This is a genomic window from Thiomicrorhabdus sp. 6S3-12 (genome assembly GCF_017571475.1).
Taxonomy (GTDB): Bacteria; Pseudomonadota; Gammaproteobacteria; order Thiomicrospirales; family Thiomicrospiraceae; genus Thiomicrorhabdus.
The window spans coordinates 13,065-28,927 of record NZ_JAGETW010000007.1; the positions used below are offsets into that span (position 1 = coordinate 13,065).

At 50.5% G+C, this 15,863-nt stretch carries 16 protein-coding genes; 9 read left to right on the forward strand and 7 right to left on the reverse strand.

The genetic code is table 11. The annotated features are described in order from the left end of the window. Positions 1 to 3 precede the first annotated feature (3 nt). Together J3999_RS08885 and msrB are read right to left on the reverse strand one after the other, a co-directional pair. Positions 4 to 2,163: a GNAT family N-acetyltransferase gene (locus J3999_RS08885; RefSeq protein WP_208127552.1), complete on the reverse strand. Its 2,160-nt coding sequence runs from the start codon at positions 2,161 to 2,163 to the stop codon at positions 4 to 6. Further along, positions 2,163 to 2,564, reverse strand: a complete 402-nt coding sequence (msrB, locus tag J3999_RS08890; protein WP_208127553.1) for a peptide-methionine (R)-S-oxide reductase MsrB — start codon at positions 2,562 to 2,564, stop codon at positions 2,163 to 2,165. Before msrB ends, J3999_RS08885 begins: the two co-directional genes overlap by 1 nt. 75 nt (positions 2,565 to 2,639) lie before the next feature. On the opposite strand from msrB, the gene mnmC reads away from it, so the two are divergent. Together mnmC and J3999_RS08900 are read left to right on the forward strand one after the other, a co-directional pair. Beyond that, positions 2,640 to 4,655: a bifunctional tRNA (5-methylaminomethyl-2-thiouridine)(34)-methyltransferase MnmD/FAD-dependent 5-carboxymethylaminomethyl-2-thiouridine(34) oxidoreductase MnmC gene (gene mnmC, locus J3999_RS08895; RefSeq protein WP_208127554.1), complete on the forward strand. Its 2,016-nt coding sequence runs from the start codon at positions 2,640 to 2,642 to the stop codon at positions 4,653 to 4,655. A 95-nt stretch (positions 4,656 to 4,750) separates the two neighbouring features. Further along, complete coding sequence (locus J3999_RS08900; protein ID WP_208127555.1) at positions 4,751 to 4,981, forward strand: hypothetical protein; 231 nt, start codon at positions 4,751 to 4,753, stop codon at positions 4,979 to 4,981. A gap of 4 nt (positions 4,982 to 4,985) precedes the next feature. Here the strand turns inward: J3999_RS08900 and thiD are convergent, their stop codons facing one another. Next, positions 4,986 to 5,855, reverse strand: coding sequence for a bifunctional hydroxymethylpyrimidine kinase/phosphomethylpyrimidine kinase (thiD, locus tag J3999_RS08905; protein ID WP_208127556.1), 870 nt, complete (start codon positions 5,853 to 5,855; stop codon positions 4,986 to 4,988). Positions 5,856 to 6,009: 154 nt separating this feature from the next. Between thiD and J3999_RS08910 the strand changes: the two genes are divergently transcribed. The 5 genes from J3999_RS08910 (at position 6,010) to gorA (ending at position 10,915) form a co-directional block, all read left to right on the forward strand. Beyond that, a complete protein-coding gene (locus J3999_RS08910; protein ID WP_208127557.1) occupies positions 6,010 to 6,756 on the forward strand; it encodes a molybdopterin-binding protein in 747 nt (248 codons plus the stop codon). Beyond that, on the forward strand, positions 6,756 to 7,961 hold the full coding sequence (locus J3999_RS08915; RefSeq protein ID WP_208127558.1) for an NAD(P)/FAD-dependent oxidoreductase: 1,206 nt from the start codon (positions 6,756 to 6,758) through the stop codon (positions 7,959 to 7,961). The genes J3999_RS08910 and J3999_RS08915 overlap by 1 nt, the downstream gene beginning before the upstream one ends. Before the next feature lie 20 nt (positions 7,962 to 7,981). Then, positions 7,982 to 8,431, forward strand: a complete 450-nt coding sequence (locus J3999_RS08920) for a hypothetical protein (RefSeq protein ID WP_208127559.1) — start codon at positions 7,982 to 7,984, stop codon at positions 8,429 to 8,431. A gap of 255 nt (positions 8,432 to 8,686) precedes the next feature. After that, positions 8,687 to 9,427 carry a glutathione peroxidase gene (locus J3999_RS08925; protein WP_173283795.1) on the forward strand — a complete coding sequence of 247 codons (741 nt, stop codon included), beginning with the start codon at positions 8,687 to 8,689 and terminating at the stop codon, positions 9,425 to 9,427. 132 nt (positions 9,428 to 9,559) lie between these two features. Beyond that, positions 9,560 to 10,915, forward strand: a complete 1,356-nt coding sequence (gorA, locus tag J3999_RS08930; RefSeq protein WP_208127560.1) for a glutathione-disulfide reductase — start codon at positions 9,560 to 9,562, stop codon at positions 10,913 to 10,915. Between the two features lie 86 nt (positions 10,916 to 11,001). Here the strand turns inward: gorA and J3999_RS08935 are convergent, their stop codons facing one another. Next, on the reverse strand, positions 11,002 to 11,406 hold the full coding sequence (locus tag J3999_RS08935; protein ID WP_208127561.1) for a PilZ domain-containing protein: 405 nt from the start codon (positions 11,404 to 11,406) through the stop codon (positions 11,002 to 11,004). A gap of 276 nt (positions 11,407 to 11,682) precedes the next feature. Between J3999_RS08935 and J3999_RS08940 the strand changes: the two genes are divergently transcribed. Next, a complete protein-coding gene (locus J3999_RS08940) occupies positions 11,683 to 12,216 on the forward strand; it encodes a gamma carbonic anhydrase family protein (protein WP_208127562.1) in 534 nt (177 codons plus the stop codon). Positions 12,217 to 12,324: 108 nt separating this feature from the next. Here the strand turns inward: J3999_RS08940 and aroE are convergent, their stop codons facing one another. The 3 genes from aroE to hemB all read right to left on the reverse strand — a co-directional run bounded on the left by aroE (position 12,325) and on the right by hemB (position 15,126). Then, positions 12,325 to 13,167, reverse strand: a complete 843-nt coding sequence (gene aroE / locus J3999_RS08945) for a shikimate dehydrogenase (protein WP_208127563.1) — start codon at positions 13,165 to 13,167, stop codon at positions 12,325 to 12,327. A gap of 65 nt (positions 13,168 to 13,232) precedes the next feature. Beyond that, entirely contained in the window at positions 13,233 to 13,988 is a 756-nt protein-coding gene (locus J3999_RS08950) for a hypothetical protein (protein ID WP_208127564.1), read from the reverse strand. A gap of 136 nt (positions 13,989 to 14,124) precedes the next feature. Then, positions 14,125 to 15,126, reverse strand: a complete 1,002-nt coding sequence (gene hemB / locus J3999_RS08955) for a porphobilinogen synthase (RefSeq protein WP_173283802.1) — start codon at positions 15,124 to 15,126, stop codon at positions 14,125 to 14,127. A gap of 209 nt (positions 15,127 to 15,335) precedes the next feature. On the opposite strand from hemB, the gene J3999_RS08960 reads away from it, so the two are divergent. After that, complete coding sequence (locus J3999_RS08960) at positions 15,336 to 15,782, forward strand: hypothetical protein (RefSeq protein WP_173283803.1); 447 nt, start codon at positions 15,336 to 15,338, stop codon at positions 15,780 to 15,782. Positions 15,783 to 15,863 lie beyond the last annotated feature (81 nt).

The following is a 15,863-nucleotide window of genomic DNA, read 5'->3' on the forward strand; positions in this document are numbered from 1 at the left end:
GATCTATTTGTCCGTTTCCTGTTCCATCGTCTTCGTTAAAGCCTTTTTGAACGCCTGTTCTGCCTGCTTTTTCCCATTCAAATGATGTTTTTCAGCCAGTTGCGTCCAGTCTAGTCGTTTCAATAATTTGTCGTTCAGAATTTCACCTTGCGCCGCGTCTATTTTCGTCAGCAAGTCTGCTTGCTGCAGGATGAATTGATGAATGAAAGCGCTACAGGTCGTGAAAGGTCGCTTGCCCTGAAGATACAGTGAGACGATAGTGCGAGAGCGCGTAAAATCTTGGTGCTGCTCGTCTGGCGAGGCTTCAAGAAGCAGTCGCAGCTGGGTAAATTCCAACTCTTTGAGCTCATCGGACAGCAGGAAAGGCAGTTGCCGATAGAATTCTCGGCGGACGTTTTCCAGCGCTAGCACTGTATCCTTGAGCGGCTGGTACACCACGAGATTGTAACTGCCGCTGGCTTTGTCGCGCTTACAGCCGAGGTGCAAAGGTCGCATTTTTTGTTTAAGCCAGAAGCGGATCAGGTCGGAATCGGCGCCGAAACTGCTGCTTAGGAAATCGATTTGCTGTAATCTGGCAGCATCTTGCCATGCCTGAACCAGTAGCGAACCGACGCCGAAATTCTGCCACTGCGGTTCGACGGCGATGCGCATCAGCCTCCAGGAGCGCATTTGCAGAGCTTCGCCAAAAGCATACTGGCGGTTCAGAAGTTGCGGAACCAGATGACCATGCAGGCTTTGCGCGTTTTCCAGGTCGCCTTCCTGCTGGCTGAGAAGAATGCCTACGGTCTGGTCATGGTAGTACGCTGCCCAAAGATGGTTCGGGGCATCCAATAGTTGCTGCAGATCGTTCGGGCTGGTCTGGTAATGGGCTTTAACCAGTAGGCCGAAGATCTGTGGCAACCGTTCGATGAGTTCGCTTTTGCAGATCGGTTTGATAACGATCTGCTGTATCAGTTGCTGCTTGGTTTGAGTGTGCGGCGGGAACGACAGTTGATCCGCACTCTGTAAAAGCAAGGCCTGGTTGATCGCTTTTTCCAGAGGATCGTTACTGTTCCAGCGTAAAGGTTCAAGTAGATGCAGGCGTGTCCAATCGGGAGTCAGTTTGTGCAGTGTTTTGGTGAAGCGCAGTTCGAAACCGCGGCCGGAGCCTTCGTAGCCGTGTAGCGTCGTGGAAAATACTGTTCGATGGTACTTCTGTAACAGCTCGGCGAGAAGCGGGGTTGGAATCTGAGCGGCTTCATCGATCAGCAGCAGATCGCATTCCACCTGATTGAGATGCAAATAATCGGGCGCATAAAACTTGAGCTGTTTAGATTGATTGCCGTACTCGAATTCGATCCGGTCTTTGTGAATTTTCAGCTTGTTGAATTCAGGACCCGTCTGCCGTTCCAGCCACTGCTGTGCATGGGCGAATGCGGTTTGTGTTTGTTCAGGTGCGGCGGCGCTGATGGCAATCCGTTGTTTGCCCTTGATTAACGCCTGTACGGCAGCCAACCCGAGTGCGGCGCTTTTCCCGCGACCGCGGTCGGCACTGAGAACCAGCGGGCGCTTGCGATGCCCGAAAGCGACTTTCAATATCATTTGAATCGCCTGATGCTGTTCCTGGGTAGCGGCGCCATCGGCATGGTTTTCCCGCAAGGTTGGAATAAGTCTGCGAGCGGATTCCAGCTCCGTAACCAGAAACGCTTTGTCATCCTGTTGTCGGATCCAGATAACGTCGTTTTGCCAGCTGGCGACTAACTGGCGGTAAAACCAAGGTTCCTGTTCCCGGTAACAGAGTGGCGAATTTAAAAAGCGTTTATTTTCCGGATTGGGTATTTCCGGCCAATCGGGAGGGGTAACGAGAATCAAAAATCCACCGGCGCGGATCATCCCGGAGACGATACCGAGGGTATCGGCCCGCAGTCCTTGTGCTACCGATACGAGAACGTGGGAGAATTCTTGTCCCAACCAGTGCTTGAGCTGGTTTTGTGCGACTTCTTGCAGGTTTTCCCGCGCCGAAAAATCACCGATCGCCAGAGTCCTGGCATCGCTGCAGAGTGCATCAATAAGCGCCTGAGCCCAATTCGTATCGCCTTGCAGTATGCACAGTGCACGGTGGCCTCTCTGTTGCAGAGTCTGTTGCTGCTGCCGAAGGTAAGATAAAGGCTGATCGAGATGCATCATGCTTCGGCAATGAAATCCAGCGAGGCGGAATTGATGCAGTAGCGCAATCCGGTTGGTTCAGGGCCGTCGGTAAAGACATGTCCTAAATGGCTGTCGCACTTGGCACAGCGTACTTCGGTTCGCAGCATGCCGTGGGAGCTATCACTCACTTCTTTGATAGCGCCTGTGGAAATCGGTTGCCAATAGCTGGGCCAACCCGAACCGGAGTCGTATTTGTGTTCCGATGAAAACAGCGGCGTGCCACAACAGGCGCAGACATAGGTGCCTTTTTCCTTATGCTGCCAGTATTTTCCGGTAAAAGCGCGCTCGGTTCCGCCACAGCGGCAGACCTCATACTGCTCGGGCGTCAGCTTTCTTTGCCACTCTTCGGAAGATAAATCTTCAGGCTGTTTGTTCATATCGCCACTCCTGTTGCTTAGGCTGTTCACTCTATCCATTATAATGGTCACAGTTTTGATTAAGAAAATACAACCATGAAAAAAATTGCTTTGCAGCCGGCAGAATTGTTTTGGCAGGATAAGGTTCCCTTTGCCAGCGAATTTGATGACAGCTATTTTTCCCAGCAGGACGGGCTGAATGAAACCCGTTACAACTTTCTGCAACACAACTTTCTGGCGCAGCGTTTTGCAGACTTGAATCGCGGTCTGCCGAATAAGGTTTTTCGCATTGCCGAAAGCGGTTTTGGCTCCGGATTGAATTTTCTCGCAGCGGTGCAGCTCTGGCAGCAGATTTGGCAGGGGAAGGCGCCGGTGGGCGAGTTACATTTTATCTCCTTTGAAAAGTATCCGATGCGCCTGCAGGACCTGTGTCGGGTGCATCAGACGTTTCCGGAAATTGCCGAGCAATCGGCCCTGCTGCAGGCGATTTATCCGCCGTTGTTGCCCGGCTGGCATGATCTTTACCTCCCCGAATTGAATATCCGTTTAAGTCTGTGGTTCGGCGATATTCAGGAAGGGTTTAAAGAGTGTGATTCGAGCCCGATGGGTGCGGTCGATGCCTGGTTTTTGGACGGATTTGCGCCGTCGAAAAACCCGCAGATGTGGCAGGCTTCGCTGTTTCAGAATATGGCGCGTTTAAGTCATGCCGGGACAACGTTTGCCACCTTTACCGCCGCCGGTATCGTGCGTCGCGGTTTGCAGGAAGTCGGCTTTGAGGTTAGCAAAGACAAGGGCTTCGGCCGCAAACGCGAAATGTGTTACGGGAAAATGGCGCATAAGCGACCGGTCAGCAGCAAAGCCCCATGGTTTGAGCGACCGGAGCAACAGAATCTGCCGCAAGTGAAGACGGCGATTGTGGTCGGTGCCGGGCTGGCCGGCGCTACGACCGCTTACGCCTTGGCTGAAAAGGGCGTTAAAGTGACGGTTCTGGAGAAAGCGTGCGCGGTTGCGACTCAGGCATCGGGCAATCTGGCCGGTACTTTGCATCCGCTGATTACTGCAGACTGGAATCTGCGTTCACGCTGGTATTGGGCCGGATATCAAAGTGCCATGCGTTGGCTGAAGCCCTGGTTGCTTCAGGGCAAGGTTCAGGGGGATTTGAAAGGGCTTATTCAGCTGGCGACAGACGATAAGCTGCATGCGCACTGGTTGCAGTCTAAGGAACGAGTCGGGGTGCCTGAGGAGGTCGCCAGATGGGTCGACGAGCGGGAGGCTGCGGAACTTGTCGGAATGAATCGGGCCAGTCCGGGAATCTTATATGCCGACAGCGGCTGGATCTATCCGAAATCCGTTGTTGAAACCTGTCTGGCGCACCCGAATATCACTCTTGAGTTAAATAAGCAGGTTGACGAGTGGGATTATCAGCAAGGGCTATGGCAAGTTTCTGTCGGGGCTGAATTGTATCAGGCCGATGCGCTGGTGTTTGCCACCGCCAGTCTGGATCAAACGCTGAATTCAGTCCTTCAAGCGCCTTTGCGTCCGGTAAAGGGGCAGGTTACCCATCTTCAGGACAGTGATACTCAGAAACCGCTGCAAATGGCGGTCACTCATGGCGGCTACTCTTCTCCGACGGCGAGCGGACAGTGGGTCAGCGGTGCGACCTTTGAAGCGCCCGATATGGGAACGGAACTTTCACTTGCCGGACATCGGCATAATTTGCAGGCGGCTGAAGAGGCTTTGCCGGATTGGTTACTGGTTGCCGCTGCTGAGTTTGCACACACAGAGAACGGCCGGATTGCTTTTCGGCCGACAACACCGGATCATTTGCCGATCGTCGGGCCTGTGGCCGATTGGGATTTTATGCAGCAGGCGTATTTGGCGCAGTCGCATACTAAAGCGCTATTTCAGTATCCGCGGCAAGCGTATTTGCCGCATCTGTATATTTCCAACGGGCATGGTGCCCGCGGCATGATTTCGGTTTTTTTGGCGGCCGAGATGATTTGCGCCGAAATTTTCGGGCAGGCCTTGCCTCTGGCGCAGTCGCTGTATCAGGCTTCGCATCCGGCGCGTTTTCAGATTCGCGAATGGCGTTCCGGAAAGCGGCAAAAGTAGATAATTCCTATCGGGATCATTGGCTGTTATGATAGATTTCTGGAAAATCCCGGGCAGGTTCGGGCTTTTCGGTTCATGAGCAAAGGAAGCGTAGAATGAGAATTTTTGGCTTTATCAGTATTATTGTCTGGCTGTTGATTTTTATCGCATTGGCAATCATGTTTGACTGGTTCGGTAGCCGCGATCTGGCTAAGAGCGCCGTACAGGGGGCTGAAGAGGTCATCGAGTATTTGGAAAAAACCGGAGATTCCACCATGTCGGTGATCGACTCGGTTTCCGATGAAGCCAAAGACGTCAAAGAGGACGTCCATAAGGCGACCGAATAAGGTTTTATTCGGTTCCGTCCTGATTCATGCCCATCAGAAAATGATTCAGCCCGCCTTTGCGTTCACTCTCTTGCAACGATGAGCGGTAATGCGGTTGAGCCTGTCCGGCATAAGCGAGTGTCTGATGCAGATACTGTTTGCTTTTTTGAACCGCGTTAGGCAGCGTTTCGCCGCGGGCCAGAAAGGTTGCGATGGCCGACGAGAGAGTGCAGCCGGTCCCGTGGCTGTGCTGCACCTGCAGGCGGGGCTTGCAGAAAGAATGAATTTGAGGCTCCGACTGCAACTTTTCAAAGAGTGCGTCGCACGCCATACTCCCGGTCTGATGCCCACCCTTCAGCAGAAGATTCTGTATTCCCATCTCGGCAAAGGCCCGAGCCGGAATGGTTTCGTTATCCTGTAAAGCTTTTTGCAGAGAGTCGTTGAAACCCGCCTGTTTCAAGAGTAGTTGCGCTTCCGGAAGATTCGGTGTGACTAAAGTCACTTGCGGCAGAAGCTTTTCTGTCAGGTTTTGAATGGCTTTCTGTTGCAGTAAAACAGTGCCGCTGGAACTGACTAGAACCGGATCAAGCACGACCGGAACCGACAGGTTTTCAAGCAGCTCGGAGACGGTTTCAATTTTGCTCGCCTCCGCCAGCATGCCGATTTTAACCGCGTCAATCTGATAATCCGCAAGCAGGCTGTCGAGCTGCGCCTTGAAGGCGTCTGCGGATACCGGATAGACGCCTTGCACACCTTGCGAATTTTGCGCCGTCAGAGCGGTGGCGACCGATAAGGCATAACCGCCCAGTGCATGAATGCTTTTGCAGTCAGCCTGAATACCCGCGCCTCCGCTGGGATCCGAGCCGGCAATGGTTAATACGGTTGGCAAAGACATAGGATCTTAATCACTTTATAATAAGGCGCATTTAGCACCGGGGTTTGAGGACTTTGTTCGAACAAAACTCGAGCAACGAAACTCGGGATTAATGCACAGCTAACGGGCGCTTATTATGCCATAGCTGGCATTCTGCGATGGGAGGTAAGTTCGCGTGCCGACAATAGGCTTGATCATAATTGGGGATGAGGTGCTTTCCGGAAAACGTCAGGACCGGCATCTGGCGCAGGCGAACGAACTGCTTCGTCCGCGTGGTCTGGCGCTGAGTTGGGTGCAGATCCTCGGCGACGAACCTGAGCGTCTGCAACAGACGCTGAGTCGCAGTTTCGCCAGCGGGGATATCGTGTTCTGTTTCGGTGGCATCGGTGCGACGCCGGACGACCGCACTCGGCAATGCTCCGCGGCGGCTTTGGCGCTGCCGTTGGAGCGTCACCCGCAGGCGGTGGCCGAAATTGAAGCGCAGTTCGGCGCAGAAGCCTATCCGCAGAGAATTCGTATGGCTGAATACCCTGCGGGGGCGGAGATTATTCCGAATGCCTATAACCGTGTGCCGGGATTTTCCATCAGACAGCATCACTTTATGCCCGGGTTTCCGATGATGGCCAAACCGATGATGGAGTGGGTTTTGGATAACCATTATCAAGCGCTGTTCAGAGAGAGCAATGTGGAACACGCGGTGCTGATTACGGACGGTCAGGAGTCCGAATGGATCGAATTTATGGAGCAATTTGAGCTGCGATTTCCGACTTTGCGTCTGTTCAGCTTGCCGAAGATTAACGAAGATGGGCGGCGGTTTATTGAGTTGGGCGTAGAAGGAAAGGAAGATCAAGCCGAACGTGGCATGACTGAGATTAAAGCGGAGATCGAGCGCCGTAATATGCTGTGGGAGCCGCTGTACTGATGAGCCTGCAACAAGATTGGGATGTTATTATTCTCGGCGCCGGTGCGGCAGGGCTGATGTGCTCCGCGACAGCGGGTTATCAGGGGTTGTCGGTATTGGTGATCGATCATGCGCCCAAAGCAGCGGCGAAAATCCGCATTTCCGGAGGGGGCAAGTGTAATTTCACTAATCTGGATGTCACGCCCAAGAATTACATCTGCCAAAATCCGCATTTTGTTAAAAGCGCTCTGTCTCGTTATCCGAGTAGCGCTTTCATCGAGTTGGTCGATCGTCACGGACTGGAGTACGAAGAGCGTGAGCTGGGCAAGTTGTTCTGCACCAATCGCGCTTCGGATCTGATTCAGATTCTGCGTACAGAGTGCGATTGGGCGGGGGTGCAGTTTTCGCTGAAAAATGCCGTCGAAAAGGTGACTTATAGTGATCAGCACTATCAAGTACTGACATCTCAGGGGCGGTTTTTGGCAAAGCAACTGGTTGTCGCGACTGGCGCACGTTCTTTTCCAAAGCTTAAAGCCAGCGGCTTCGGTTATGAATTGGCGGAACAGTTCGGTTTACGGGTCTTGCCGCAAAGACCCGGATTGGTGCCGTTGAATTTTTCCGGAAAATGGCAGCAACGCTGTGCAGAGTTGTCGGGGCTTTCGCTGGATGTGGCGATTACAGCCGGTTCGATGCGTTTTGCAGAAGCGATGCTGTTTACCCATCAGGGTGTAAGCGGACCGGCAGTTTTGCAGGCTTCGAACTATTGGCGGGAAGGGGAGGCGATCGTGGTCGATCTGTTGCCGATGGTGGACGTTGTGGCCGAACTGAAAAAGCTCCGACAAGGTGCCGGCAGTCTTGCCAAATGGCTACACGAATTCTGGCCAAAACGTTTTGTTAACTTTTGGTTAGCGCTGTCCCCTTTGCAGATCGAACCGGCAAATTGCAGCGATGCGCAATTGGAGGCTTATGCCCGCCTTGTGACGCATTGGGAACTGTATCCGTCGCAAACCGGCGGATACGAGAAGGCCGAGGTCACTCTGGGCGGCGTCGACACGGATGAGATATCGTCGAAAACGTTCGAGGCGAAAAAACGGCCGGGATTGTATTTTATTGGTGAAGTACTGGATGTGACCGGGCAGTTGGGTGGTTTTAACTTCCAATGGGCCTGGGCATCTGCTGTGGCTTGTGGGGTGGCTTTGGCCGAAAGCCACTCGCGAAAAGATTGAATGAAAATTTGGATGTCATAATGAATTTATTAGGGTTTGATGAAAAAAATCGCGACTCTTTTTCGAATATCGTCAAGACACTGGTGAATCGTCACCAGACCGATCCGAAAGAGATGTTTATGCATGCATTGGAAAGCGAAGCGGAACCGGAGATGAACTATTGGATGACCAAGGTTCTGGTTCAGGAGTACTTTGTTTCTCCGCAGTTGGAGGTCGGTAAGGATGCGACCGGCGAGCCGGTTAAGGCCTTGCAGGCAGCCTGCCTATTGCAGAATGTCGGTGTCGCCGCCGCTCTGTTGGAGTTGGGCGGCTTTAAAGGGGATGTCACCGAAAAAGATTTTCAGTTGGCCGCTCGTATAGCCTCGCAGCACGAAGATCAGGCGGTATTGGGCTTGCTGATGAAATATGCTCAGGAAAAGGATCTTCTGGAGCCGTTTATGCGCAAACTGCAGGGTTCCACCTTGCAGTGATCTGAAAAAAAATCGCGGATTGGGACGCTTTTTTATCATCCGAATGCGTTCGGGGCTAAACATATTTGCGTAGCCGTGCTAATGTATTGGTCACAGTATTTTGTGACCGGTTCCTAATAGGTAAAAACTATCTATTTATAAGAAAGATTCAATTTTACTAATATATGGATTTTCTATAGACTAGCCACAAGTCACAAAAAAATCTAATGACTTATATTTTTCTAAGCTCAACCAAGTAATGAGGAGAATTCCTAAATGGCTCTACCAAATCGTGAAGGTCAAAGCGTACCTAATGTCACTTTCCCGACCCGTCAGAACAACCAGTGGGTCAATGTTACGACTGACGAAATCTTTAAAGGTAAAACAGTTGTGGTTTTCTCGCTTCCAGGCGCGTTTACACCAACCTGTTCATCTACTCACCTGCCACGTTATAACGAGTTGGCTCCGGTTTTCTTTGAAAACGGTGTAGATGAAATCGTCTGTATGTCGGTTAACGATACGTTTGTTATGAACGAATGGGCTGCGGATCAGGAAGCGGATAACGTTCGTCTGATTCCAGACGGAAACGGCGAGTTTTCTGAAGGCATGGGAATGCTGGTCAATAAAGAAGACCTAGGTTTCGGTATGCGTTCATGGCGTTATTCAATGCTGGTTAAAGATGGCGTTATCGAGAAAATGTTCATTGAGCCGGAAGTTCCAGGTGACCCATTCGAAGTTTCTGATGCAGACACTATGTTGAGCTACATCAACCCGAATGCGAAGCACCCAAGTGTTGCAACAGTCTTCAGTAAAGACGGTTGTCCTTTCTGCGCGAAAGCGAAATCAATGCTTGAAGATGCCAATATCCACTATGAAGAGATCAAGGTTTCTCACTCAGGTGTGACTTCTCGTACTTTGCGTGCGGTAGCCAATGCAGGAACGGTTCCACAAATCTTTATCGACGGGGAATACGTCGGTGGTTCCGAAGAGTTGGAAGCTTATCTAGCGAAGAAATAAGCTTCAACTCCTGTTGAAACACAACCGTTGAGGGCGCAATGGTCATGCTGCATGATATCGGCATGACCGGCGCCCTTTCTTTTACTGCGTAGTAAAACCTCTGTTGAAGATCAGAGGCAAGGATGAATTTTAATGGCATATGATTACGACTTAATTGCGATTGGTGCCGGAAGCGGCGGTCTATCCGTTGTGGAGCGTGCTGCCGAGTACGGAAAAAAGTGTGCAGTGGTTGAAGCGAAAAAGCTTGGTGGAACCTGCGTTAATATCGGCTGCGTTCCTAAAAAGGTAATGTGGTTTGGTGCGCACATCGCCGAAGCTTTACGCGATGCTCCGGATTATGGTTTTCACGTGAAACAGGATGGTTTCGACTGGGGCAAACTGGTTGAGCAGCGCGAGCAGTATATTACGAACATCAATACCTGGTATGGAGGCTATATGGCCGACAAGGGTGTGGATGTTCTGCATGGCTGGGGTTCCTTTGTCGATGAGCATACGGTTGAAGTTGACGGTAAAACCTATACCGCGGAAACGATTGTGATCGCTCCGGGCGGGCAACCGACGATTCCTCAGGAGACTGAAAACGGTGATCTGGGTATTACTTCCGACGGTTTCTTTGCATTGAAAGAGCAGCCGAAAAAAGTAGCAGTCATCGGTAGCGGCTATATTGCCGTTGAATTGGCGGGCGTTTTCCAGGCACTGGGAACCGAAACGACTCTTGTCAGCCGTAAGGATCTGGTTTTACGCGGATTTGACGATATGATTCGTGAAACCCTGACCGATGCGATGATTACCAGCGGCATTAAAAAAGAGTATCACTTTGCGGTTAAAAAGCTGCACAAAGAAGCCGACGGCACCCTGACGGTATTCAGTACTGACGGTCAGCAGATCGGCGGTTTCGACCAGGTTGTCTGGGCGGTAGGGCGCGAAACGCTGATCGAACCGCTTCAGCTGCAGAATGCCGGTCTGTCTGCAAACGGTAGAGGGTTTATCGAGGTTGACGAGCGTCATAAGACTTCTGTTGATAATATCTATGCGATCGGTGATGTTACCGGGCAGCCGCAACTGACGCCAGTCGCTATTCGTGCCGGACGTTACCTTGCGGAGCGTCTGTACAACAACAAGCCGGAAATGATCCTTGATCTGCACGCGGTGCCAACGGTGATTTTCTCGCATCCACCGGTCGGAACGGTTGGTCTGGCCGAACATGATGCGCGTCGCGAATACGGGCATGACAATGTGAAGGTGTACACTTCAATCTTTACTCCGATGCGTTATGCCTTTACCGAACATCAGATCAAAACGGCTTTGAAACTGGTGGTTGTCGGTGAAGAAGAGCGTGTTGTTGGAATCCATATTGTCGGCGACGGTGCGGATGAGATGTTGCAAGGGTTTGCCGTGGCGGTTCAGATGAATGCCACTAAAGCTGATCTGGATGCAACCATCGCTATTCATCCGTCCAGTTCGGAAGAATTGGTCACGATGCGTTAATCCATCTGCCGCCTTTGAAAACAAAAAAGCCGCTGAGTTTCTCAGCGGCTTTTTTGTTTACGGGGAAATTATTCGCTAAGTTTGGCTTAAGCGAGAATAAAACCGAGACGGTCTTTAAGTGAATTGCCGGTTTGTTTCTGGGAGTAGGTTTGCAACAGCATTTTAAGGCCGTCAAAGCAGTATTTGAGCTGCCCGCCGATGGAAAAGCTCTGCGGGTTCTCTTCACGGCAGTGTTTAACCGTTAATTTGACGTGCACCGGTTTCGCCAGAGGGTCGTTCTTAGGCTTAATGATTAATTCGACTTCATCGTCCGGTGCCAGCGGATAAGGAATATTCAGGCGTAACCCCGTATCGGAAAAGTCGGTAATTATGCTGTAACTCATCGTATTTTTATCTACCACAACGGTCGGAATGCACGCTTCGGTCCGCTCCGCGATCCGTCGATTCAAAACGGCTTCTTCGAGTTTGCTTTGTGCTGTTTGGCTGTTCATTTTGGACCTCCTTGGTTTTAAGGAGTTGAAATATCAAGAGTTTTGACTAATGACTTGATAATAAGGTTATTTCAAAATCAAGGAAAGAGTCAAAGAAATTTATACTTTTTGAAAGGATTCCTTTCATCCTCCGGCGTAGATTGAAAGCGCACAGTTTGCTATTGGCCGCCGGGCTTCAGGAGGTGGGGTCTATGGCTCTTTACATCGCCGCCACTGTTAATTTTGAGATTAATCATTACAATCCTACCTGAGAGTAAATTGATTATGGGAAATGTGATGAGCATTCGAAAATATAAAGGAATTGCCCCGAAAATCGAATCCAGTGCCTGGGTCGATGAAAGTGCGGTTGTGATCGGTAAATGCATTCTGGCGGAAGATGTCAGCATCTGGCCGAATGCCACCCTGCGAGGTGACGTTAACGATATCGAGATCGGTCCGCGTTCTAATATCCAGGATGGGGTTGTGGTGCATACCACTCATGAAAGTGATATTTCAAAAGGCTCGAAATGTATTGTCGGTCAGGATGTGACTATCGGTCATAATGCCGTTTTGCACGGTTGCATTATTGAAGACGAATGCCTGATCGGTATGGGTGCGGTGGTGTTGGACAATGCGGTCGTGCAAAAACACGTTCTGGTTGCCGCCAATGCACTGGTGCCTCCGGGGAAGGTGCTTGAGAGCGGTTATCTGTATGTCGGTTCACCGGTCAAGCAGGCGCGTCCGCTGACAGAAAAAGAGCTCGCTTTCTTCAAGTATTCGGCGGAGCATTATGTGAAGCTGAAAAATGATTATCAGCAGGATGAAGATTAATCGTGCTTTTAGTCGCAAACTCCCTGCCAAAAGTTGCTTGAAACACCAACTGAAATGGCCGAGAGCCTGAGAAAAGTCTTTTTCAGGCCCGATTTAAGAAGTTGGCGTTTACGAGTTTGCCATCATTTCGCGAACGGAGGCAATGACTGGAGCCGTTTCCGGTCGGACGCCGCGCCACAGATAAAACGCTTCGGCCGCCTGACCGACCAGCATGCCAAGCCCATCCATAACTTCGCACGCCGGCTGATGCTTTTTAGCCCATTGCATAAAGATGGTCGGCTCCGCGCCATACATCATGTCATATACCAGGCTGTCCGGCGTTAAGACTTTTTCGGAAACCGGAGGCAGTTTATTGTCCAGGCTGGCCGAGGTTCCGTTGATGATAATGTCATAGCCTTCGCTGCATGGAATATCTTCCCAGCCGCTGGCACTGATAGGGATTTCGGTCGTAAAGCGATTGCCGAGCACTTCCGCGCGTTTGGCCGTGCGATTGGCGATATGAACGCTGGCGGGATTTTTAGCCAACAGCGGTTCCATAATGCCCTGAACCGCACCGCCGGCGCCCAGAATCAGCACCTTTTGGCCCGAAAAAGGGCGTTGCCCGTTTTGTTCAATATCATTTACCAAGCCGATGCCGTCGGTATTGTCGCCATGAGTCTTGCCTTCGTCGTCAAACAGAAATGTATTGACGGCATGCGCGCTCTGCGCACGGCTGGACAGGGTGTCGGCATACTCGAAAGCGTCCAGTTTGAACGGGACGGTAATATTGATGCCTTTATAACCGCGCTGTTTCAAATCGGCCATGCTCCACTCAAAAGTGGTCTCTTCATTGTCGATTAGAATGGCTTCATAGCTGATGTCCTGATCGGTTTGTTCGGCAAACAGGCGGTGAATCAGCGGCGATTTGGAGTGGGCGATAGGGTAGCCGACTACGGCATATTTATCTGTCATGGCGTCTTTCTGTTTGAGTTGATGTTGCGGGTTATTTTACGTGGGCAGGGAACTATGGCAAATATTTAAAAGCGATAATTAAGCCCGACGTGAACCACAGGAAGAATATCGTATTTGGACGCGTCTTTATCGAAACTCTTGATCTGTTGTTCTTTTTCTTCGTTGACCTCCACGATGTTGTTGACATTTTCACCGTTGACTTCGCCGCTGGTGACTAAGTAGAGCTCCGGTTCGCCGAAAAAGAGCGCACCAAACTCCATTTTCAGATTCAGATTCTTGGTCAGATCGAAAAACCATCCGAGCGAAAAGCGCGGGCCACTCTCTTTCCAACGAATTTTTCCGTCAAGCGTGATGTCTTGGGTTGCCGTGGCGCTTAAACTGATCAGGTTGATTCCCAGAAGCTCCATGCCGCCGAAAGAGTAAGAGCTTCCCTCCGGAATTTGCGAATCGCCCTGAATCTTGAAATTATTTCTGACATAGCCGAAAGAGAGAAAAAATCCCCTTTTGAAGGGAAAATAATCCAGCATCAGCGATGTCATGCCGCCATTGGTGTAGTAGCGGTAGTCGTAATCCAGATAACGGTCATATTTTTTGTATTTGACGCCCTGGGCATGCGCCAGTCGGAGATTAATGTGCGGGTTGATTTCAATACTGCCTTCGAATGTCATGCCTTCAAGAACGCCAAATCCGATTCCGACATTAAGCGGTGTTTCGCTTGGTGCATACCCGAAAATGGCATCGAGTTGCTCATTTGCCTGGCATTTGTGGATGTTCAGTAGCAGGAGACCGAAGAGGATAATAAGGCTGTGCAGATAAGGCATGGATATAAGGGTATTGAAAATTTACTTATCAAAGTGCTTATTATTCCATGTAGAAAAAAGATAGGGAAAAGAAAAGTTTGTTAGGTCGAAAAATAAAAAAAGGCCTTACGTTTTAAGGCCTTTTTGTTGCGCTCGATTATTGATCCTGAAGCCACATTGCAGCCAGTTTGGCGTAATAGGTCAGAATGCCGTCGGCACCGGCGCGTTTACAACTAAGCAACGTCTCCAGAACTACCGGTTGTTCTTCGATCCAGCCTTTTTCGGCAGCCGCTTTAAGCATCGCATATTCACCGCTGACGTGATAGACGTAGGTCGGCGCCTTAAAGTTTTCCTTCACGTCGCGAACGATGTCCAGATAGGGGATGCCCGGCTTAACCATTACCATGTCGGCACCTTCGTTCAGGTCCAGAGCGACTTCATGCAAGGCTTCGTTGCGGTTGGCGGGATCCATCTGGTAGGTATATTTATTGCCTTTGCCAAGGTTACCCGCGGAACCGACCGCGTCGCGGAAAGGTCCGTAGTAGCTGGACGCATATTTAGCCGAGTAGGCCATAATACGGGTATTGATGTAACCGTGGTCTTCCAGTAGTTCGCGGATTTCGACAATGCGTCCATCCATCATGTCCGATGGAGCAACGACGTCGGCACCGGCTTCGGCGTGTGAAAGCGCTTGTTGCATCAGAACATCAATGGTGTCGTCATTCAGAACATAACCATCGTCATCGATAATGCCGTCCTGTCCGTGGGTGGTAAAAGGATCCAGAGCGACATCGGTCATAACGCCCAGTTCCGGAACCGCTTCCTTAATCGCGCGAACCGCTCGCTGTGCCAAGCCTTCAGGATTGTAAGCCTCAGCTGCATCCAGCGATTTTGCTTCGGCTGGCGTTACCGGGAAAATGGCGATCATCGGAATTCCCAGGGCGTGGATTTCTTTGGCTTCCTCGACCAGCAGGTCAATGCTTAAACGTTCAATGCCCGGCATGGATTTAACCGGCTCGCGGCTATTATGTCCCTCGATAACGAACATCGGATAGATCAGATCGTTAGGGGTTAAGACATTTTCTCGCATCAGGCGACGCGAAAAATCATCCTTACGCATGCGGCGCATACGGGTGATCGGGAATTGGCGGTTAAGCATAGGGCCTCTCAGAATCGGTTTATAGGGTTTGCTGGCTTCGACAGGAATAGTTTTCGAAGCTTTGTCGAATTAGTTTAGGAATAATACTCGGCTCATTTTTAAATTTAAAGCGTCAGAATCGACCGCAAGAGTAAATTCATTATTTTTTAGGGATTATCAGCTTTATAATCGACCGTTCATGTGTATTTTTGTATGGAGATAAGTGAAAAATGGAACCGATGCAGTTTACTTTCTTTAGTCGGACTCTGGCCCAGCGCTATATGGATTTCTGTCAGCAGAACAATGTGCAGGCGGAAATGGAAGAGGAAACTTCGCCGTCCGGAGACGATGCGGTTTTCAATGTGACCGCCAGTACGGATGATGAAAGTCTTATGGAAGTGCTTGAAGCGCACTACGACGAACTGTTTTTCGGGGATCAGGCAGCTGAAGTTGAAGGAAACGATGGTATGGGCGCTTTGGCCGATGCCTGTGGTGTGCAAGTCAAATTGCAGTCCGGTCTGTATACGACCGTCGCGATTCATCCGGAAATCATGAATAAGATTCTATCGGTTTTGTCGATTGATGAATTACAGCAGTTTTTAGCGCAAGTGGCTGAAGACATTGAAAATCCAAAAACCGGGCCAATCTGTTCTCGATCTGATCTACCCACAATATGATGTGTTTTTGTCAGATAGATTTCATGACATAGATTTGATCCATCGCTGCCATAAAAAAATTATATAAGAGAGTCCTAATTT

Bases quoted from the DNA above. Each gene is read 5' to 3' on its own strand.
- J3999_RS08925 (WP_173283795.1), top strand. From the start codon at position 8,687: ATGGCTCTACCAAATCGTGAAGGTCAAAGCGTACCTAATGTCACTTTC.
- thiD (WP_208127556.1), bottom strand. From the start codon at position 5,855: ATGTCTTTGCCAACCGTATTAACCATTGCCGGCTCGGATCCCAGCGGA.
- J3999_RS08960 (WP_173283803.1), top strand. From the start codon at position 15,336: ATGGAACCGATGCAGTTTACTTTCTTTAGTCGGACTCTGGCCCAGCGC.
- J3999_RS08920 (WP_208127559.1), top strand. From the start codon at position 7,982: ATGAATTTATTAGGGTTTGATGAAAAAAATCGCGACTCTTTTTCGAAT.
- gorA (WP_208127560.1), top strand. From the start codon at position 9,560: ATGGCATATGATTACGACTTAATTGCGATTGGTGCCGGAAGCGGCGGT.
- J3999_RS08935 (WP_208127561.1), bottom strand. From the start codon at position 11,406: ATGAACAGCCAAACAGCACAAAGCAAACTCGAAGAAGCCGTTTTGAAT.
- msrB (WP_208127553.1), bottom strand. From the start codon at position 2,564: ATGAACAAACAGCCTGAAGATTTATCTTCCGAAGAGTGGCAAAGAAAG.
- aroE (WP_208127563.1), bottom strand. From the start codon at position 13,167: ATGACAGATAAATATGCCGTAGTCGGCTACCCTATCGCCCACTCCAAA.
- J3999_RS08940 (WP_208127562.1), top strand. From the start codon at position 11,683: ATGAGCATTCGAAAATATAAAGGAATTGCCCCGAAAATCGAATCCAGT.
- J3999_RS08950 (WP_208127564.1), bottom strand. From the start codon at position 13,988: ATGCCTTATCTGCACAGCCTTATTATCCTCTTCGGTCTCCTGCTACTG.
- mnmC (WP_208127554.1), top strand. From the start codon at position 2,640: ATGAAAAAAATTGCTTTGCAGCCGGCAGAATTGTTTTGGCAGGATAAG.
- J3999_RS08915 (WP_208127558.1), top strand. From the start codon at position 6,756: ATGAGCCTGCAACAAGATTGGGATGTTATTATTCTCGGCGCCGGTGCG.
- hemB (WP_173283802.1), bottom strand. From the start codon at position 15,126: ATGCTTAACCGCCAATTCCCGATCACCCGTATGCGCCGCATGCGTAAG.
- J3999_RS08885 (WP_208127552.1), bottom strand. From the start codon at position 2,163: ATGCATCTCGATCAGCCTTTATCTTACCTTCGGCAGCAGCAACAGACT.
- J3999_RS08900 (WP_208127555.1), top strand. From the start codon at position 4,751: ATGAGAATTTTTGGCTTTATCAGTATTATTGTCTGGCTGTTGATTTTT.